At 71.5% G+C, this 19,745-nt stretch carries 15 protein-coding genes and 1 pseudogene; 10 read left to right on the top strand and 6 right to left on the bottom strand.

Annotated elements, in window-relative coordinates; all coding sequences use genetic code 11:
- Positions 1–34: 34 nt before the first annotated feature.
- The 5 genes and pseudogenes from ACGF3C_RS08685 to valS all read left to right on the top strand — a co-directional run.
- A pseudogene (locus ACGF3C_RS08685) lies at positions 35–406 on the top strand (DNA-3-methyladenine glycosylase family protein); the annotation flags it as partial.
- Entirely contained in the window at positions 403–912 is a 510-nt protein-coding gene (locus ACGF3C_RS08680; RefSeq protein WP_238687734.1) for a methylated-DNA--[protein]-cysteine S-methyltransferase, read from the top strand. The pseudogene ACGF3C_RS08685 and the gene ACGF3C_RS08680, both read left to right, overlap by 4 nt.
- A 37-nt stretch (positions 913–949) precedes the next feature.
- The gene (locus ACGF3C_RS08675) at positions 950–2,806 is read left to right on the top strand and encodes an ABC transporter ATP-binding protein (RefSeq protein ID WP_393220094.1); all 1,857 of its coding nucleotides are present in this window, start codon (positions 950–952) and stop codon (positions 2,804–2,806) included.
- Positions 2,803–4,683, top strand: a complete 1,881-nt coding sequence (locus tag ACGF3C_RS08670; RefSeq protein ID WP_357232759.1) for an ABC transporter ATP-binding protein — start codon at positions 2,803–2,805, stop codon at positions 4,681–4,683. The genes ACGF3C_RS08675 and ACGF3C_RS08670 overlap by 4 nt, the downstream gene beginning before the upstream one ends.
- Before the next feature lie 91 nt (positions 4,684–4,774).
- Positions 4,775–7,339 carry a valine--tRNA ligase gene (gene valS / locus ACGF3C_RS08665; RefSeq protein WP_393220090.1) on the top strand — a complete coding sequence of 855 codons (2,565 nt, stop codon included), beginning with the start codon at positions 4,775–4,777 and terminating at the stop codon, positions 7,337–7,339.
- A gap of 46 nt (positions 7,340–7,385) precedes the next feature.
- Here valS and ACGF3C_RS08660 read toward each other — a convergent pair whose 3' ends face one another.
- The 5 genes from ACGF3C_RS08660 to ACGF3C_RS08640 form a co-directional block, all read right to left on the bottom strand.
- Complete coding sequence (locus ACGF3C_RS08660; protein WP_393220087.1) at positions 7,386–8,030, bottom strand: hypothetical protein; 645 nt, start codon at positions 8,028–8,030, stop codon at positions 7,386–7,388.
- A 93-nt stretch (positions 8,031–8,123) separates the two neighbouring features.
- The gene (locus tag ACGF3C_RS08655) at positions 8,124–8,834 is read right to left on the bottom strand and encodes an ABC transporter permease (RefSeq protein ID WP_355010177.1); all 711 of its coding nucleotides are present in this window, start codon (positions 8,832–8,834) and stop codon (positions 8,124–8,126) included.
- 1 nt (position 8,835) lies between these two features.
- Positions 8,836–9,747: an ABC transporter ATP-binding protein gene (locus ACGF3C_RS08650; protein WP_357207860.1), complete on the bottom strand. Its 912-nt coding sequence runs from the start codon at positions 9,745–9,747 to the stop codon at positions 8,836–8,838.
- A complete protein-coding gene (locus tag ACGF3C_RS08645; RefSeq protein ID WP_357227262.1) occupies positions 9,747–10,652 on the bottom strand; it encodes an ABC transporter permease in 906 nt (301 codons plus the stop codon). The genes ACGF3C_RS08650 and ACGF3C_RS08645 overlap by 1 nt, the downstream gene beginning before the upstream one ends.
- Complete coding sequence (locus ACGF3C_RS08640; RefSeq protein ID WP_393220082.1) at positions 10,645–11,559, bottom strand: ABC transporter ATP-binding protein; 915 nt, start codon at positions 11,557–11,559, stop codon at positions 10,645–10,647. The genes ACGF3C_RS08645 and ACGF3C_RS08640 overlap by 8 nt, the downstream gene beginning before the upstream one ends.
- A gap of 237 nt (positions 11,560–11,796) precedes the next feature.
- Here ACGF3C_RS08640 and ACGF3C_RS08635 point away from each other — a divergent pair, with 237 nt between their 5' ends.
- The 4 genes from ACGF3C_RS08635 (at position 11,797) to galT (ending at position 16,939) form a co-directional block, all read left to right on the top strand.
- Positions 11,797–13,311, top strand: a complete 1,515-nt coding sequence (locus ACGF3C_RS08635) for a glycosyltransferase family 2 protein (protein WP_357230159.1) — start codon at positions 11,797–11,799, stop codon at positions 13,309–13,311.
- Between the two features lie 88 nt (positions 13,312–13,399).
- Positions 13,400–14,929: an adenylyl-sulfate kinase gene (gene cysC, locus ACGF3C_RS08630; protein ID WP_357230157.1), complete on the top strand. Its 1,530-nt coding sequence runs from the start codon at positions 13,400–13,402 to the stop codon at positions 14,927–14,929.
- 112 nt (positions 14,930–15,041) lie between these two features.
- Complete coding sequence (locus ACGF3C_RS08625) at positions 15,042–15,866, top strand: DeoR/GlpR family DNA-binding transcription regulator (protein ID WP_357207882.1); 825 nt, start codon at positions 15,042–15,044, stop codon at positions 15,864–15,866.
- On the top strand, positions 15,863–16,939 hold the full coding sequence (galT, locus tag ACGF3C_RS08620; protein WP_357230155.1) for a galactose-1-phosphate uridylyltransferase: 1,077 nt from the start codon (positions 15,863–15,865) through the stop codon (positions 16,937–16,939). Before ACGF3C_RS08625 ends, galT begins: the two co-directional genes overlap by 4 nt.
- Positions 16,940–17,256: 317 nt before the next feature.
- Here galT and ACGF3C_RS08615 read toward each other — a convergent pair whose 3' ends face one another.
- Complete coding sequence (locus ACGF3C_RS08615) at positions 17,257–18,474, bottom strand: NADP-dependent isocitrate dehydrogenase (RefSeq protein ID WP_355010184.1); 1,218 nt, start codon at positions 18,472–18,474, stop codon at positions 17,257–17,259.
- A 137-nt stretch (positions 18,475–18,611) separates the two neighbouring features.
- Here ACGF3C_RS08615 and ACGF3C_RS08610 point away from each other — a divergent pair, with 137 nt between their 5' ends.
- The gene (locus ACGF3C_RS08610) at positions 18,612–19,412 is read left to right on the top strand and encodes an MBL fold metallo-hydrolase (RefSeq protein ID WP_357230153.1); all 801 of its coding nucleotides are present in this window, start codon (positions 18,612–18,614) and stop codon (positions 19,410–19,412) included.
- Positions 19,413–19,745: the final 333 nt, after the last annotated feature.

The following is a 19,745-nucleotide window of genomic DNA, read 5'->3' as shown; positions in this document are numbered from 1 at the left end:
AGGTCAACCTCATGATCAACGCGATGAGCTGCGGGGGTTCTTGAGCGCGGAGGACCTGTTGGCCCTGCCGGACCCGGCGTTCGGGATGCCGGTGGGGCGGCGGGAGGCGCTGCGGGGGTTGGCTCGGGCCGTGGTGGACGGATCCGTCGACCTCGCCGCGGGGGTGGATCGGGAGGAGGCCGTTCGGCGGCTGCTCGCGCTGCCCGGCATCGGCCCGTGGACCGCCAACTACCTGGCCATGCGCGCCTTCGGCGACCCGGACGTCCTCCTCAGCTCCGACCTCGCGGTCCGGCGCGGCGCCGCGGCGCTCGGCCTGCCCGACACCCCACAAACCCTCGACAGGTACGCCGAGCGTTGGCGTCCCTGGCGGTCCTACGCCACGATCAGACTCTGGAGAGCGGCATGAACATCGACAGCACCGTCCTGAGCACACCGGCCGGCCCACTGAGCATCCTCGCCGGCCCCGACGGTGACGTACGGGCGGCCGGCTTCACCCCGGACCCGGCGGCGCTGCTGCCCCTGGTCCATCCGGCCCTGCGGGCACCGCTACGGGAGCGGGCCGACCTCGGCCCGGTCAGTGCGGCGGTCCACTCCTACCTGGACGGTGACCTCGCCGCCATCGACACGGTGCCGGTGCGTCAACGCACCGGTGGCGAGTTCATGGCGCACGCCTGGCAGGTGCTGCGCGAGGTCCCGCCGGGCACCCCGGTCACCTACACCGGGTACGCCGCGCTGGCCGGTCGACCACCGGCGGTCCGAGCCGCGGCGGCTGCCTGCGCCCGGAACGCGGCAGCCCTCTTCGTGCCCTGCCACCGGGTTCTTCGCACCGACGGCACGCTCGGTGGCTACCGCTGGGGGCTGGACGTGAAGAAGTGGCTTCTCGGTCATGAGCGACGCTTGACAACAAGCTGACAGGAGCACCGACACTCATTGACGCTACCGTCTGGTAGTGCCTGTGGAGAGTGACGGCGACCCGGCCGCCCGGGCCGCCACGGGCACCCACCCCGTGCACAACCTCTGGCGGCTTCGCCCCTACCTGCGCCCGTACGCCGCCGAGTTCGCCTGGCTGCTCGTCGCGGGCCTCGCCGGCACCGCGGCCGGGATCGCCGTACCGCTGGTCGTGCAGCGGGTCGTGGACGGGCCGGTGGCCCGACACGAACCGGCCGGGCTGCTCCAGCTCGGGGGCCTGGCGCTGCTGCTCGGCGTGGTCGAGGCGGTGCTCATCTTCATCCGCCGGTGGGTCCAGTCGTCCTCGGCGGTGGGCATGGAGGCGGCGCTGCGCGCCGACGTCTACGCCCACCTGCAACGGCTGCCGACCAGCTTCCACGACCGCTGGCAGTCCGGCCAGTTGCTCTCCCGGATCACCAGCGACCTGTCGGTGATCCGCCGGTTCCTCTCCTTCGGCGTCTTCTTCCTGGTGCTCAACCTGACCACGTACGTGGTCGTGGTGGTGCTGCTGATCAACCTGCACGCGGCGCTCGGGGTGCTGGTCGCGGCCAGCGCGGTGCCGCTGCTGCTGATCAGTCGCCGGTTCGGCCGGCACTACCACGCCGCGTCCCGCCGGATGCAGGATCAGCAGGGCGACGTGGCGACGCTGGTCGAGGAGACCGCGCAGGGCCTGCGCACCATGAAGGCGTACGGGCGGGGGCCCGAGCTGGCCGCTCGCTTCGCCGGTGCGGCCCGGCGGCTGCACAACACGGGCGTCGACAAGGGGCGGCTGCTGGCGAACACCTCGGCGCTGCTCGACCTGGTGCCCAACGTGAGCCTGGGCGTGGTGCTGGCGGCCGGGGCGGCCGCCGCCGCGCAGGGCGCGCTCACCATCGGCGAGCTGGTCGCGTTCGTCAGCCTCCAACTGATGCTCATCTGGCCGGTGCAGTCACTGGGTTGGATCATCGCCAACGGTCAGGAGGCGGCCACCGCCGCCGACCGCATCCAGGAGGTGCTGGACACCCCACCGGAGATAGTGGATTCCGCCGGCGCTGTCGCGCTGCCGCGCAGCGCGGTGCACGGTCGGTTGCGCTTCGAGCGGGTCGCGTTCAGCTATCCGGGTGCCACCAGCGGGGTGCTCCGCGAGATCGACCTGACCATCGAGCCGGGCGAGACGCTGGCACTGGTCGGCGCCACCGGCTCCGGCAAGAGCACGCTGCTCTCCCTGGTGCCTCGGCTGCACGACGTGACCACCGGCCGGATCACCCTGGACGGGCACGACCTGCGCGAGCTGCGGCTGGCCTCGCTGCGTCGGCTGGTCGGGGTGGCGTTCGAGGAGCCGACGCTCTTCTCCATGTCGGTGCGGGAGAACCTCACACTGGGTCGCCCGGACGCCGACGACGACGAGATCCGTGCGGCCCTCGCGCTGGCCCAGGCCGACTTCGCGTACGACCTGCCCTGGGGGTTGGCGACCCGGGTGGGCGAGCAGGGGTTGTCCCTCTCCGGCGGGCAACGGCAACGGCTCGCGTTGGCACGGGCCGTGCTCGGACGACCGGCGGTGCTGGTGCTGGACGATCCGCTCTCCGCTCTCGACGTGCACACCGAGGCCCTGGTCGAAGCGGCACTACGGCGGGTCCTGCGCGACAGCACCGCGCTGCTGGTGGTGCACCGGCCGTCGACGATCGCGCTGGCCGACCGGGTCGCCCTGCTGGAGGACGGACGGATCACGGCGACCGGCCGGCACTCCGACCTGCTGGCCACCGTCCCGGCGTACCGGGCGCTGCTCGCCGCCGAGCCGCCCGCCGGGCAGCCACCTCCGGCCGGGGCCAGCGGCCCGAGTTCGTCGCCTTCGGACGGGTGGGGGCTGGTGCGCTCGTGAGGGTGCCGGAGCAGGCCGACCCGCCTCCCGAGGAGGAGCCCGAGCTCAACCGCTGGCGCGGCACCGCCACCGACCCGGAGGCCGACCGCAGTCGAGCTGAGGACACCAGCCCCGAGGCGGTCGCCCGGCTACGCCGGCTCAGCCGAACCCTGCTGGGCGACCTGCTCCGCCCGCATCGGCGGCGTCTCGCCGCGGCGGTCGCCCTGCTGCTGGCCCAGAACGCCGCCGCGATGGCCGGCCCGTACCTGGTCATGATCGGCATCGACCGGGCCATCCCGCCGTTGCGCGCCGACGACGCCGGCCCGCTGGTCACCGTCGCCGGGGCGTTCGCGGTGGCCGCAGTGACCGAGTACGCGGCCCGCCGCGGTTTCCTCACCCTCTCCGCCCGGATCGGCCAGGCCGTCCTGCTCGACCTGCGGCAGCGGGTGTTCGGGCACTTCCTGCGGCTGTCGGTGGGCTTCCACGAGCGGTACACGTCCGGCCGGATGGTCTCCCGGCTCACCAGTGACCTGGACTCCATCGCCGAGCTGGTCGACGGTGGGATCGACAGCCTGGTGCTGGCCGGGCTCTCCATCCTGTCGGTGGCCGCCATCCTGCTCTGGCTGGACCTGCCGCTGGCGGCCGTGACGCTGCTCGCCTTCCCTTTCCTGTTCTGGCTCTCCCGCTGGTTCGCCCAGTCGTCGGCCAGCGCGTACCGACGGACCCGGGACGCGGTCGCGCTGGTCATCGTGCACTTCGTCGAGTCGATGCGGGGCATCCGGGCGGTGCAGGCGTTCCGCCGGGAGCCTCGCAACCAACAGATTTTCGTGGCGCTCGGCGACGACTACCGGCGGAGCAGCCTGCACGCGTTCCGGCTGATCGCCACGTACTCGCCCGCGATCAAGCTGATCGGCAACGTCACAGTGGCGGCGGTGCTCTGCTACGGCGGTTGGCGGGTGCTCGGCGGGCAGACCGAGATCGGTGTGCTCGCCGCGTTCCTGCTCTACCTACGCCGCTTCTTCGAGCCGATGCAGGAGCTGAGCCAGTTCTACAACTCGTTGCAGTCGGCGACGGCCGCACTCGAGAAGCTGGCCGGGGTGCTCGACGAACGACCGGCCGTCGCCGAACCGGTCCGGCCGACACCGCTGCCGACCGGTCCCGGCCGCGGCGAGTTGATCTTCTGCTCGGTCGGCTTCGGCTACCGGGCCGACACCCCGATTCTCTGCCGGCTGGAGCTGACAGTGCCGGCCGGGCAGACCGTGGCGCTGATCGGCCCCACCGGGGCGGGCAAGTCGACGATCGCCAAGCTGGTCGCCCGGTTCCACGACCCCGACACCGGCACGGTCCGGCTGGACGGGGTCGACCTGCGTGACGTACGCGACGCCGACCTGCGCCGCGCGGTGGTGCTGGTGACGCAGGAGAACCACCTGTTCAGCGGGACCGTCGCGGAGAACATCAGGTTCGGTCGCCCGGGGGCCGACGACGCCGCCGTCCAGGCCGCCGCGCGGGCGATCGGCGCGCACGACTTCATCGCCGCACTACCCGAGGGGTACGCCACTCAGGTGCACCGGCGCGGCGGCCGGCTCTCCGCCGGCCAGCGGCAGCTGGTCGCGTTCGCCCGAGCGTTCCTGGCCGACCCGACAGTGCTGATCCTGGACGAGGCGACGTCGTCGCTGGACGTGCCGACGGAACGTCTGGTGCAGCGGGCACTCGGCACCATCCTGCGCGACCGCACCGCACTGGTGATCGCACACCGGTTGTCCACCGTGGAGACCGCTGACCGGGTACTCGTCCTCGACGGCGGAAGGGTCGTCGAGGACGGCCCGCCGGCCGTGCTCGCCGAGGCCGACGGCCGGTACGCCGCCCTGCACCGCCAGTGGCGTGACTCGCTGATCTGACCGGGCCGCCCCACCGCGGCCACGACCGCCGGCCGGTGTGTTCGGTCGCAACTCCGTCGCCCCGCAGCCGGTAGGTGCCTACGATCGCAGGATGACCGATACGGCGAGGACGGCCCGCGCCGGCGTTCCCGAGCGTCCGACCCTGGACGGGCTCGAGGAGAGCTGGGCACGCCGCTGGCAGGAGGAAGGCACGTACGCGTTCGACCGCTCGAAGCAGCGGAGCGACGTGTTCTCGATCGACACCCCACCGCCGACCGTATCGGGCGAGTTGCACATGGGGCACGTCTTCTCGTACACGCACACCGACACCACCGCGCGGTACCAGCGGATGCGCGGCAAGGCCGTCTTCTACCCGATGGGCTGGGACGACAACGGCCTGCCCACCGAGCGTCGGGCGCAGAACGTGTACGGGGTGCGCTGTGATCCGGCGCTGCCGTACGACCCGGTGTGGCGGCCACCGGCGGCTCCGGTCGACGACGCGGCCCGCCGCGACCCCACCCCGATCTCCCGGCGCAACTTCATCGAGCTGTGCGAACGGTTGACGGTCACCGACGAGCAGGCCTTCGAGGCGCTGTGGCGACGGCTCGGGCTGTCGGTGGACTGGTCGCTGACGTACACGACCATCGGCCGGATCGCCCGGACCACCAGCCAACGGGCGTTCGTCCGCAACCTGCGCCGCGGCGAGGCGTACCAGTCGGAGGCGCCGACCCTGTGGGATGTCGGCTTCGCCACCGCTGTCGCCCAGGCGGAGTTGGAGGACCGGGAGCGCCCCGGCGCCTACCACCGGCTGCGGTTCACCGCGGCCGACGGGCGGGAGGTGCTCATCGACACCACCCGGCCGGAGCTGCTACCGGCCTGCGTGGCGCTGGTCTGCCACCCCGACGACGAGCGGTACGCCGACCTGGTGGGCACCACCGTGCGCAGTCCGCTGTTCGACGTCGACGTGCCGGTGTACGCCCATCCCCTCGCCGAACCCGGCAAGGGCACCGGTGTCGCGATGGTCTGCACGTTCGGTGACCTGACCGACGTGACCTGGTGGCGTGAGCTGGGGCTGGACACCCGGGTGGTGATCGGCCGGGACGGTCGGTTGCTCCCCGAGCCGCCGCACGGGGTGTCGGCCCAGCCGTTCGCGGCGCTGGCCGGGCAGACCGTCAACGCCGCCCGCCGGGAGATCGTCGGGATGCTGGCCGACGCCGGTGACCTGATCGGCGAGCCGCGTCCGATCACTCACCCGGTCAAGTTCTACGAACGCGGCGACCGACCACTGGAGATCGTGTCGACTCGACAGTGGTATCTGCGCAACGGCGGCCGGGACGAGGCGCTGCGAGCCACGCTGCTGGGCAGGGGCGAGCAGCTGCACTGGGTGCCGGCGCACATGAAACACCGCTACGACAACTGGGTGGGCGGCCTCAACGGGGACTGGCTGGTCAGCCGTCAACGCTTCTTCGGCGTGCCGGTGCCGGTGTGGTACCGGCTCGACGACACTGGCGAGCCGGACTGGTCCCACCCTCTCACGCCGGACGAGTCGGCGCTGCCGGTCGATCCATTCAGCGATCCGGCACCCGGTTACGACGAGTCGCAACGCGGCCGACCGGGCGGCTTCATCGGCGACCCGGACGTCCTGGACACCTGGGCCACGTCCTCGGTGACCCCGCAGATCATCGGTGGCTGGGAGACCGACCCGGACCTGTTCGCCCGGGTCTTCCCGATGGACCTCCGCCCGCAGGGGCAGGAGATCATCCGGACCTGGCTCTTCGACACAGTGGTCCGCTCACACTTCGAGCACGGGGTGCTGCCCTGGCGGGACACCGTGCTCTCGGGCTGGATCCTCGACCCGGACCACAAGAAGATGGCCAAGTCCAAGGGCAACGTGGTCACCCCGCTGGCGCTGCTGGAGCAGCACGGCTCCGACGCGGTGCGCTACTGGGCGGCCAGCGGCAAGCCCGGCATGGACCTGGCCTTCGACCCGGCGCAGATCAAGGTCGGCCGGCGACTGGCCACCAAACTGCTCAACGCGTCCAAGTTCGCGCTCGGGCTGGGCGCCGCCGACGCGTTGCGCGCCCCGACGACCGCACCACTGGACCGGGCCATGCTCGCCGAACTGGCCACCGTCGTCACCGCCGCCGGCACCGCCTTCGACTCGTACGACCACACGGCGGCCCTGCAGGTCACCGAGGCGTTCTTCTGGCGGTTCTGCGACGACTACATCGAGCTGGTCAAGGAGCGGGCCTACGGCACCGGCCCGGCGGCGGACTCCGCACGGGCGGCGCTGGCCTCGGCGCTGTCGGTGCAGCTGCGGTTGTTCGCCCCGGTGCTGCCGTACGTGACCGAGGAGGTCTGGTCGTGGTGGCGGTACGGCTCGGTGCACCAGGCGCCGTGGCCCACCACCTACGAGGTGGCCCGGACGATCGAGGGCTCGGGTGACCCGGCGCTGCTGCGGCTCGCCGGTGACGCGTTGAGCCAGGTGCGACGGGCCAAATCCGAGCGGAAGCTGTCGATGAAGGCGGAGGTGCCGTTGGCGGAGGCGCTCGGCCCGGCGGCGCTGCTGGAGCAGCTCACGCTGGTCGCCGACGACCTACGGGCGGCGGGCCGGATCGGCAAACTCGACCTGCTCCCGGACCGTACCCCGGAGTTGGTCATCGCCTGCGCCTTCTGACCCGCCGGTCCGCCGCTGCCCGCTCGGGCGGCGGCGGACCGGCGCGTCACCAGCCGCGCAGGAAGCGCAGCCCGAGCAGGAACGCGATCACGGCGGGCCCCACCAGCAGGGTGATCGCCTGGAGGCGGTACGGCATCCGGTGCCGGGTCAGCTCCCCCGCGTTGCCCAGCACGATGGCCCCGGCCAACATCAGGAAAGCGCCCCACCAACCGGTCTTCGGGTGGATCAGATCCACCCGGATCAGCTGCAGGGTCAGGCCGAGCAGCGCGCCGGTCAGCGCGAGCAGGGCCACCGCCCGGTGCAGGCCGCGGGCGAGCGGGTGGGCCGCCCGCCACCAGTAGGTGCCGGCCACCGCCAAGCAGGGCAGCACCACCAGGAGCGGCCAGCCTCGCCCCATCACGCCGAACATCAGCAACGCGCCGACCGCGAAGACGATCGTGCCGACGCAGGCGAGCATGTACCCGGCGAAGGCCCGGCCGCCGCCGCGAACCAGCAACGGCCCACCGCTGGCCGCGATCAACGCGGCCGGGATCAGAATGAAGACCGCCCACCAGTGGAACTGGCCGCTGCCCTGAGCCGCCGTGGCGACCGTGGCACAGGCCAGCCCGGCGACGGCCAGGCTGGTCAGCCACGGCCGGCTGCTCCGGGAGTATGGCTCAGCCAACGACGTCCGCTCCGCTTCGACGCTCACGCCCACCAGCCTGGCCGGAGGAGGCCTGACCGGTCCATCCGGCCAGCCCTACCGCCGCGCGGGGGCTGGCCGGAACAGCGGCTCGCACCGTTGTCAGCTCGTCTCACCGGCCACGCTGAACGAGCGCAGGCGGTCGATGGCGAGCACCGTGAAGCCGACGCTGACCAGCGCGGTCATCACCGACGCCACCGGCACCGACACGCTGGTCTCCAGCAGCCCGGTGGGAGCGATCCGGTCGGCGAGGGCGATCACGTACTGCTGGATGGAGAGCACCTTGGTGCCGCTGACGAAGTTGCCCAGCAGCCCCTCCCAGATCAGCACGTAGACCAGCCCGAGCAGCACCGGCCGCCTGGTGACCAGGCTGAGCGCGAGGAACAACGCCGAGTACGCCAGCGCGCCGAGCGCAGCCGAGACCGCCAGCGCCAGTCCGAGGCGTACCGAATCGGCGAGCACACCCGCGACGTAGAGCGGCACCGCCACTGTGACCGCGGTGACCCCGGCGGCCACCGCGAGCTTCGGCAGCACGATCTGCCAGCGCGGCAGCGGCTTGGTCAGGATGTGCACCACGGTGCCGTCGTCGATCTCGGCGCCCAGCACGCCGGTGCCGATGATCAGCGCGACCACCGGCAGCACCACGGCCAGCCCGAGACCGACCAGCACCGGCGGCCCCCACTGGCCCGGGTCCACCCCCAGCGACCGGCAGAGCACGGCCAGCCCGAGCAGCACCAACGGCAGCGGTAGCAGCAGCAGGAACCGACGGCGGCCGAACAACCCGCGCGCGGTGATCCAGGTAACTGTCGACATGTCAGGCCTCCACCAGGTAGGAGAAGACGCTCTCCAGGGACTCGTCGGACGGCACCAGCTGGCGTACCCGGATGCCCTTGTTCAGCGCGATCCGGGGCAGCGCCCGGGTGAACGCGCCGTAGTCACCGGCCCGCACGGTCAAGCCGGTCGGGTCCAACTCGACCCCACTCACCGACGCCTCGGCGATCAGCGCGACGGCCAGCGCCCGGTCGTCGGTGGAGCGCACCGCGAAGACGTGCGGGCGGTTGGTCATCAACCGGCGGATGGTCCGGAAGTCGCCGGAGGCGGCCAACCGGCCGGCCACCATCACCTGCACCGTCCCGGAGACCTGTTCGACCTCCTCCAGGATGTGCGAGCTGAACAGGATCGTCCGGCCAGCGTCACCCAGGGTGTGCAGCAGCTGCATCATGTGCAGCCGCTGGCGCGGGTCCATGCCGTTGAACGGCTCGTCGAGCAGCAGCACCTGCGGGTCGTGCACCAGCGCCGCGGCCACCCGGGCGCGCTGGCGCATGCCCTTGGAGTACGTGCCGATCCGGCGGTCCTGCGCCGACTCCAGCTCCACCAGATCGATCGCCCGTCGGGCCGCGGCCGCCGGATCGGGCAGCCGGTGCAGCTTCGCGCTGGCCAGCACGAACTCGTAGGCGGTGAGGAAACCCTGCACCGCCTCCCGCTCGCTGACCAGCCCCAGCCGCCGGTAGACGTCGGGGTTGCGCCAGGTCGGCTCGTCGTCGAGGGTGACGGTGCCGCGCGACGGGGAGAGGAACCCGGCCATCATGTGCAGCAGCGTGGTCTTGCCGGCGCCGTTCGGACCGAGCAGCCCGGTCACGCCCGGGCCGAGGGACATGCTGATGTCGTTGACAGCGACCACGTTGCCGTACCACCGGGACACCCCGGTCAGGCTCAGCGTGCTCATCAGGAGGCGACCTTCCGGTAGCGGGCCAGCAGGAGGGCGGTCGCGCCGGCGACCAGCAGCACCGCGGCCAGGGCGTAGACCGGGCCGAACCCGCCGATCATCATCTCGCCCGGATCGCCCTCGACCAGCAGGTCACCCAGGGACCAGATGCCCACCCCCTGGACCAGGGTCGAGGGTGAGGCGAGCCCGGCCAGCTCGTTGGCGGCACGCGACGGCAGGATGCTCAGCACGCCCACGATCGGGGTGGTCATCAGGAAGACCGCGACCACACCGCCGGCGGCGAAGGCGCGCTTACCGGTCAGCGACGCGACCAGCAGGCCGACCGAGGCGAAGACCACCGCCCACAGCCCGGCGTAGAGCAGCCCGGGGAGCAGGTCGAGCAGCTCGTTCCACACCCCGCGCATGCCCTGCTTGGTGGTGAAAGCGGCACCCAGGAACATCAACAGCTGCGGCCCGCCGAGCAGCAGCCAGAGGGCGGTTACCAGCGCCAGCAACTTGGCCAACGCGTAGTCGGTGCGCGGCAGCGGCCGGGAGAAGTACAGCGGCAGCACGCCGCTGCGCAGATCCCGGGAGACCAGCTCCGGAGCTACTACCGCGACGAAGAAGATGACCAGCCAGCTCATCGCGTCGGCGAACTGGGCGTACGTGGCCACCGGCTCGCCGATCTGGCTGCGTACCGCGGCCAGGGCCACCGCGACCAGGGTGACGATGCCGACCACCAGCCACGGGAAGATCTTGGCCTTGGCGCTGCGGCCGAGACCGAACGCGGTGCGCAGACCGTGCCCGTAGAGCGCGCCGAAGACCTGCCGGCGGCCGAGCCTCGGGCCCTCGTAGCGTTGGTAACCGATGTCGTGGATGACGCCGGTCGGCGTGGAGCGCACGGCGGCGGTGGACGGCTCAGGCATGAGTGAGCTCCCTCGTGGCGAAGAGTTCGGCCACCCGGTGCCGGCGTTGGTCCAGTCGGTGCAGTGGCAGGTCCAGTTCGGCGACCGCACCGAGGATCAGGTCGTAGGTGCCGTCGTCGGCGAGCGGCACGAGGAGCAGTCGCCCGTCCCGGGCGACCGGCAGTTTCAGCTCGGCGAGTCGGGCGGCGAGCTCCTCGGTGCCCTCGCTGACCTCCACGGCGAGCACGTCGGTGGCCGTGGTCATCGCGGAGATGTTGTCAGCGCGCAGCAACCGGCCGCCGTCGATGGCGATCAGCGTGTCGCAGATCCGCTCCACCTCCCCGAGCAGGTGCGAACAGACCAGCACGGAGATGCCGAACTCGGTGCCGATCCGGTGCACCAGGGCCAGCATGGCGTCGCGGCCGGCAGGGTCCAGGCCGTTGGTCGGTTCGTCCAGCAACAGCAGGTCGGGGTCGTGCACCAGCGCCTGGGCCAGCTTGACGCGCTGCTTCATGCCGGTCGAGTAGCCACCGACCGGGCGGTAGCGCTCCTCGTAGAGCCCCACGTGCCGCAGCGCCTCCGAGGCCCGCTCGCGAGCCGCGGTGCGGGGAAGGCCGCTCATCCGACCGAGGTGGGTGACCAGCTCGGCGGCGGACAGGTCCGGTGGGAGGCAGTCGTGTTCCGGCATGTAGCCGACGCGACTGCGGACAGCCGCCGGATCTGTGGTCGGGTCGATGCCGAGCACCGAGACCTGACCGCTGGTTGGTGCGATCAGGCCGAGCAGAATCTTGATCAACGTGGATTTGCCGGCGCCGTTCGCGCCCACCAGGCCGATGATCCCGGGCTCGACGGCGACGGTGAGGTCGGCCAACGCGGTGACCCGACCTCCGTACGTCTTGGTGAGCGACTGGGTCGCGATCAGTGTCACGGGCCCAGCGTAGGGAGTCGATGCCCAGCTGGGACACCGGCACGCCCCCGGCACTCCCCTGATCCTTTTCCCGCCGGACCCCTAAGGTCCCGCCGCGGCTCCCGCGACGTTTGCGCCGGTCCCGCGTTCGACCCGACCCCGCCTTGGGAAAGACCCGTCCAGGGTGACACCATTCACCTCCCGTTCACCAGGCATCGACCCGCCCGGTGATCGACCGACGACGCGGGAGGAATCCTGATGGCCGAGGTGGGCGTCCCCAAGGTGAGCGTCGTGGTGCCGGCGTACAACAGCGGCCGACACATCGAGAAGCTCGCTGCCTCGCTGCTGCGCCAGTCACTGCCCGCCGACGAGTTCGAAGCCGTCTTCGTCGACGACGGCTCGACCGACGACACCGCGGAGCGGCTGGACCAGCTGGCCGCCGAGCACCCACACATCAGGGTGCTGCACATCGAGAACTCCGGCTGGCCGTCGCGTCCGCGCAACCTCGGCATCGAACACGCCCGCGGCGAGTACGTCTTCTTCGCCGACGACGACGACTGGTTCGCCGACGAGGCACTGGAGCGGCTCTACGCCTGCGCGAAGGCCAACGACGCCGACATCGTGGTGGGGAAGATGGCCGGGTACGGACGCCCGGTGCCGCGGGAGCTGTTCCGCAAGAACCGCTTCGACGCCACCCTGGCGAACGCGCCCCTGATCGACAGCCTGACCTGTCACAAGCTGTTCCGGCGCGCCTTCCTCAACGAGCACGATCTGCGGTTTCCGGAGGGCGGGAAGCGTCGGCTGGAGGACCACGCGATGGTCGTGCGGGCCTACTTCCTGAGCCGGCACACCTCGGTGCTGTCCGACTACGTCTGCTACCACCACGTCCACCGGACCGACGCGCGCAACGTCACCGCGGGCCGGCTGGAGCCGTCGAGCTACTACCGGGCCGTGCGGGAGGCGCTGGACATCGTCGACGCGCACACCGAGCCCGGTCCGCTGCGGGACCGGTTGCACCGGCGCTGGCTGCGCAACGAGATGATCAGCCGACTGCGCGGCAAGCGGCTGCTGGAGGCCGACGAAGCCTGGCTGGAGCAGGTCGCGCTGGAGACCCAGAAGATCATCCAGGACCGCTTCGCCCCTGGCGTCGCCGCCGGATTGCCACCGCTGCTCCGGGCCGTGGCATACCTCGCGGAGCGGGGCCGCGTCGCGGACCTGCGCAAGCTGGCCCGCTGGGAGGCGGGCATCGCCGCGCACGGCACGATCGACGAACTCCAGCGCGCGGACCACGCCGTCACGGTGACCCTCGCCGCTGAGCTGCGCTCGGAGAACCAGCCGGTCGGCTTCCGCACCGACGATGGCCGCGACGTGCTGGTGCTCCCGATGGACGAGATCGCCCCCGAGGTGCTCGACGCCACCGCGCAGGTGCGCAAGGCCCGCCTGGACCTGGTGGCCCGCCACCGGGAGACCGGCGCCGAGATCTTCCTTCCGAACACCTTCGAGACCGAGCGGATCACCGGTACGACCGGAGTGGACACCGTCCACCTGGTGCACCGGGCCACCGCCACGATCGACTTCGCCGCCCTCAACGGAGGTCGGACCAGAGGCAGCTGGCAGCTCAAGGCCCGGATCACGAACGTGGGCTGGACCGAGGACGCGCGACTGCCGCTGGTGTTCATCTGCCGGGCCGACGGCTCGCGACCCCGGATCCGCGACCAGCGGAAGGTGTGGAACCGGCTGCGGTCGGCGGTGGGCCGGCGGATCAAGCGCTGATCCGCCCGCGTGGGTCTTGGAGTGGCGCCCTCGACCGATGGGCGGTCGGCTGCGAAACTGTGTGCCGGTCAGCGAGTGGGGGGTGTGGATGAGCAACGGCTGGGTGCTGCCCGACGAGGTGCTGCGTGACGCACCGGCGTACACGCCGCGTCCCGGTGAGCTCGCGGATCTGGAGCTGCTGCTGACCGGCGCGTACGCCCCGCTGACCGGCTTCATGACCCGCGCCGACCTGGTCTCGGTCAGCCGACGCGCCCGGCTGGCGGACGGCACACCGTGGCAGGTCGCTGTCGTACTCCAGGTGCCGGCCGCTCTGGCGCAGAGCTTCGACCCGCGCGACCCGGCCCGCCGGGCGCTCGTGCTGACCGACGGGGAGGGCGCCCCGGCGGCCGCCTTGGACGTGGCCGACGTCTGGCCGGTCCGCGACGGCGTGTCGGGAGTGGGCGGCCAGGTTCGACGGCTGGGCGACGGCGGGCACGGTCCGTTCCAGCGACTGCGGCGCAACCCGGAGGAGGTCCGTGCGCTGCTGCCCCCGGGCCGGGTGCTCGGTGTGATCGCCGATCGGCCGCTGCATCGTCCACAGCTCGCCCAGATCGCTCACGCCGCCCGCACCCTGGCCGCTCATCTGCTCGTGATGATCCCGGTCGGCGAGGGCGGCGCAGACGGGCTCCCACCGGAGGCGCTGGTCCGTTCGATCTTCGCCGCACGGGACCGGATGCCGCCCGCCACCCTGATCGCGGTGCCGCTGTCGCACCGACGCGAGGAGATCAGCGACGCGTTGCTGCGCGCCCGGGTCTCGGCCGCGTACGGGGTCACCCACCTGCTCTCCACCGGGGAGATGCTCTCCGGCGCCGGGCTGCGGGTGCTGGTGCCGCGCGAACTCGCCTACGACAATCGCGACGGGCAGTGGCGTTGGCGGGAGGACATCCCGCCGCGCAACCGCCGGCTCGCGCTGACCCAGCCGGAGATCGACGACCTGCTCGACCGGGGCTTCCCGCTACCGGAGTGGCACACGCCGCCCGCCGTGGCACGGGAGTTGGCCCGGGCCCGGCCGCCGCGTCGGCAGCGAGGGCTGGTGGTCTTCCTGACCGGTCTCTCCGGCTCCGGCAAGTCGACGATCGCCCGAGGGCTGGCGGACGCGTTACGGGAGAGCGGCGACCGCACGGTGACCCTGCTCGACGGGGACGTGGTGCGTCGGGAACTCTCCGCCGGGCTGGGCTTCAGCAAGACCGACCGGGATCTCAACGTCCGGCGGATCGGCTGGGTGGCCGCCGAGATCGCCCGGCACCATGGGGTGGGCATCTGCTGTCCGATCGCCCCGTACGCGGCGGCACGGGCCACCGCTCGGGAGATGGCTCTCGCCGCCGGATCGGGTTTCGTGCTGGTGCACGTGGCGACTCCGCTGGAGGTGTGCGAGCGGCGGGACCGCAAGGGCCTCTACGCGCGGGCGCGAGCTGGCCTGCTCACCGGGATGACGGGCATCGACGACCCGTACGAGGAGCCGACCGACGCCGATCTGGTGCTCGACACCACCGACCTGAGCGTGGCGGACGCGGTGCAGGCCGTGCTGCACCATCTGACCGAGACCGGCTGGGTGGAGCTGAAGATCGCCACAGCCTGAGGCACCGCCGTACCCGTTTCTTTCACCGCTGAGCGGCACGCGCTAGTGTTCATCTTTGTTGGAACACGTTTGACCGCGTGAGGGTACGGGGACGCTCGGGGAGGCACGGCTGATGCTCGCTCAGCAGCGGCAGGCGGCCATCCTGGAGCGGGTCCGCACGACCGGCGGCGTCCGGGTCAGCGAGTTGGCAGGCGAGTTCGGCGTCTCCGACATGACCATCCGGCGTGACCTCGACGCGCTGCACGAGCGCGGCCTGCTGGCCAAGGTGCACGGCGGCGCCACCACGACCGGGCCAAGCTCGACCGACGAGCCGGGCTTCCGCGCCAAGTCGGTCCGCCAACTGCCGGAGAAGGCCGCCATCGCCGACCGGGCGGCCCAACTGGTCCGGCCGGGAGCGGCGGTCGCGCTCTCCGCCGGCACCACCACCGCCGAACTCGCCCGCCGACTGCTGGACGTGCCCGAGCTGACAGTGGTGACCAACTCGCTGCCGGTGGCCGAGATCATGCACGCCGGTGGCCGCCCGGACCAGACGGTGGTGCTCACCGGCGGCGTACGCACACCGTCGGACGCGCTGGTTGGTCCGCTCGCGGTCGGGGCCGTCCGCTCACTGCACCTGGATCTGCTCTTCCTGGGCGTCCACGGCATCACCGAGCGGGCCGGCTTCACCACACCGAACCTGATGGAGGCGGAGACCGATCGGGCGCTCGTGGCGGCGGCGGACCAGCTGGTGGTGCTCGCCGACCACACCAAGTGGGGCACCGTCGGCATCTCCTCGATCGTCGGGCTGACGGCGGCCCACGTACTGGTCAGCGACGACCGGTTGCCTCCACCCGCACGACGGGTACTCGGCGAACAGGTGGGCGAACTGATCATGGTCAAGGCGACAGGGGCGGGCCGCGTGACGCGCACGCCGACAACTGAGGGGACGGCGCCGTGAAGCGCACCGCGATCGACCTGGCCGACGGCCGGGAGCTGATCTACTTCGACGAGCGCGACGACGCGGTCCGCGACCAGCCGGACCGCCGGGACCTGCCGCCGCCTCCCCCCGCGTCGCAGCTGCGCTACGACCCGTTGACCGACGAGTGGGTGGCGGTCGCCGTGCACCGGCAGACCCGCACCTTCCTCCCACCGGCGAACGAGTGCCCTCTCGACCCGTCGGTGGGCGACCGGCTGACCGAGATCCCCGCACCCGACTACGACGTGGTGGTCTTCGAGAACCGGTTCCCGTCGCTGAGCGGTCGGGTGGCCGAGGAGCCCGGCGAGATCACGCCGTTCACACCGGTCCGGCCGGGCCTCGGCCGGTGCGAGGTGGTCTGCTTCACGTCGGACCACAACGCTTCCTTCGCCAGCCTGCCCCCGCGCCGGGTCCGCACCGTGCTGGACGCCCTCGCCGACCGCACCGAGGCACTCGGCGCACTGCCCGGCGTCGAGCAGATCTTCTGCTTCGAGAACCGGGGCGTTGAAATCGGTGTCACGCTGCACCATCCGCACGGCCAGATCTACGCGTACCCCTTCGTGACGCCGCGCACCCGCGCGCTGCTGGCCGCGGCACGCCGGCACGCCGAGCGCACCGGCGGGGGCAACCTGTACGCGGACGTGCTGGCCGCCGAGCGCGCCACCGGTGACCGGGTCGTCATCGAGAACGAACACTGGACGGCGTTCGTCCCGGCGGCCGCCCGCTGGCCGTTCGAGGTGCACGTCGCGCCGCACCGCGTGGTGCCGGACATCCCGGCGCTCAGCGACAGCGAGCGGGAAGCCTTCGGGCCGCTCTACCTGGATCTCCTGCGCCGCTTCGACGGCCTGTTCGACATGCCGATGCCGTACATCTCGGCCTGGCACCAGGCTCCCGTACGGGTCGACCGCCAGCTGGGCCACCTGCACCTGCAGCTGTTCAGCATCCGGCGGGCCAAGGACAAGCTGAAATACCTGGCGGGCTCCGAATCCGGGATGGGCGTCTTCATCAACGACATCGCTCCGGAACGCGCCGCCGACCTGCTGCGCGCCGCCTGAGCGCGGCGCGGCTCGGCACGGCGCTGCGCTGTGCGGCATTGGCTTGGCGGGAAACAGGGCGCGGGGGGCCCGGGACAGGGCCCCCCGCAGGGAAGGGACGGCTGGCTGTGCACGGCACAGCCGGGAAGGCTGGCTGATCGGCGCACGGGTGCCGCGGGTCGACCGTGGTCAACCTTCCTGGACGCGACTGGCATCTCGTCCATCCTGGTCAACGAGGCGCGCCGGGGGCAGTGACGCCGACCGGCGCGGCAACGCTGGACACGCCGAAGCCCGCCGGCTGAGACGCCGGCGGGCTCCGATGACGCGGTACGCCTGGATCAGGCAGCGATCTTGCGGGCCAGGTTCTCGTCGAGCGCATTCATGAACTCGTCGGTGGTCAGCCACGGGGCGTCCCGCGAGATGAGCAGCGAGAGGTCCTTGGTCATCTGGCCGCCTTCGACGGTGTCGACGATGACCTGCTCCAGGGTGTTGGCGAACTCGGTGACCGCCGGGGTGCCGTCCAGCTTGCCCCGGTGGGCCAGGCCCCGGGTCCAGGCGTAGATCGACGCGATCGGGTTGGTCGACGTCTTCTCACCCTTCTGGTACTGCCGGTAGTGCCGGGTGACAGTGCCGTGGGCGGCCTCGGCCTCGACGGTCCGACCGTCCGGGGAGAGCAGGACGGAGGTCATCAGACCCAGCGAGCCGAAGCCCTGCGCGACGGTGTCGGACTGCACGTCACCGTCGTAGTTCTTGCAGGCCCAGACGTAGCCGCCCTCCCACTTGAGCGCGGCGGCGACCATGTCGTCGATCAGCCGGTGCTCGTAGGTGATGCCGGCGGCGGCGAACTCGTCCTTGAACTCGGCCTCGAACACCTCGGCGAAGAGGTCCTTGAACCGACCGTCGTACGCCTTGAGAATGGTGTTCTTGGTGGACAGGTAGACCGGGTAGTTGCGGTCCAGTCCGTACCGGAACGACGCCCGGGCGAAGTCCCGGATCGACTCGTCGTAGTTGTACATGCCCATGGCGATGCCGCCGCCGGGGAAGTTGGCGACCTCCATCTCCATCGGCGCGCCGCCGTCGGCCGGGGTGTAGGTGATGGTCACCGTGCCCGGGCCGGGGACGACGAAGTCGGTGGCCTTGTACTGGTCACCGTGGGCGTGCCGGCCGATGATGATCGGCTTGGTCCAGCCGGGGACCAGCCGCGGCACGTTGGACATGATGATCGGCTCACGGAAGACGACGCCGCCGAGGATGTTGCGGATGGTGCCGTTGGGCGACCGCCACATCTTCTTCAGGCCGAACTCCTCGACCCGGGCCTCGTCCGGGGTGATGGTCGCGCACTTGACGCCGACGCCGTGCTCCTTGATGGCGTTGGCGGCGTCGATCGTGACCTGGTCGTCGGTCTCGTCGCGGTGCTGGATCGACAGGTCGTAGTAGTGCAGGTCGACGTCGAGGTAGGGCAGGATCAGCTGCTCCCGGATCTGCTTCCAGATGATCCGGGTCATCTCGTCGCCGTCGAGTTCTACGACCGGGTTGTTTACCTTGATCTTCGCCATCGGCCGGCGCTCCTCTCGGGGGACACGTGCTCAAGCAGTACGAGCGTACTGCAATTGGGCGGACAGCCCCCAGCCGGCCTCGACCGGCCGGCGAAACCGGGCTGCGCGGAACAGGAATGCCCTGGAATCATCGTCCGATGCCACTGAGCCGCACCCTCGGGTCTATCACGGTCACCGCACTCACCGACGGTGAGGGTGCCTTCTTCCAGCCCCGCGCGGAGGCGTTTCCGCAGGCCACAGCGGCGCACTGGGCGGAGGCTGACCGGCGCGACCCCGGCTCGGTGACCGCCGACGGGCAATGGTGGCTGCCGTTCCGCAGCTTCGCGATCCGCGCCGGAGACGGGCCGGTCACGCTTGTCGACGCCGGGATCGGCCCAGCCGACGCACCCGCCGCGAGCTGGGCGCCAGTGCCGGGGCGGATGCCCGCCGAGTTGGCTGCGGCAGGCATCGACCCCGCCGATGTCGACACCGTCGTCCTGACCCACCTGCACAGCGACCACATCGGCTGGGCGGTCACCGGCACGCCGGGGCGGCCGTACTTCCCGAACGCGAGCTACCTGGTCCAGCGCGCCGAAGTCGACGCGGCAGAGACGCTCAACCCCTGGCTGCCGGCCGGCCTCATCGCGCCCCTGCGCACCGCCGGCCAGCTCCGCGTGGTCGACGGCGAGACCGCCCTCACCCCAGCGGTACGTCTGCTGCCCACCCCCGGCCACACGCCCGGTCACCAGTCGGTGCTCCTGACCTCTGCCGACGAACGGATGCTGTTCACCGGGGACCTGCTGGTGCACATGGTGCAACTCGTCGACCCCGAGCTGGCGTACGCCCACGAGGAAGACCTGGAACTCGCCCGCACCTCCCGGCTGGCCGCCCTGCGCACCCACTCCCCCACCGTCCTGGCCACCCCTCACCTCGGAACCCCCTTCACCAGCCCTTCGTGATCACCCGCCGCGCCCCCACCTCCCATTGATCATGAAGTTGTTGCCTCGACACGCTGACCCGGAGGGCAACAACTCCATGATCGACGGGGTGCCGCGAGGGGATCACCCATCGGAGCGGTCGAGCAAGCCCCTCGATCCTGGATAAGGGGGTAACGCGAGCCCGGGGTACCACTACAACCAGGATCGAGCACGATCTCGATCGAAGATCCGCGCGACATCACTGAAGGCGCTCCCTCCGAAGCCCTCAAGGCAGCAACATCCCCGAAGCAGCGCCCACCGCGCCCGCCGGCCCCACCAACCGACGCGCCGCCCCTCCCTCGCCACCCACCCCAT

It is taken from the genome of Micromonospora sp. NPDC047762, from assembly GCF_043204655.1.
Taxonomy (GTDB): Bacteria; Actinomycetota; Actinomycetes; order Mycobacteriales; family Micromonosporaceae; genus Micromonospora.
The sequence above is the reverse complement of the archived record's forward strand: the minus strand, read 5'-3'. Positions and strand labels throughout refer to the sequence as shown.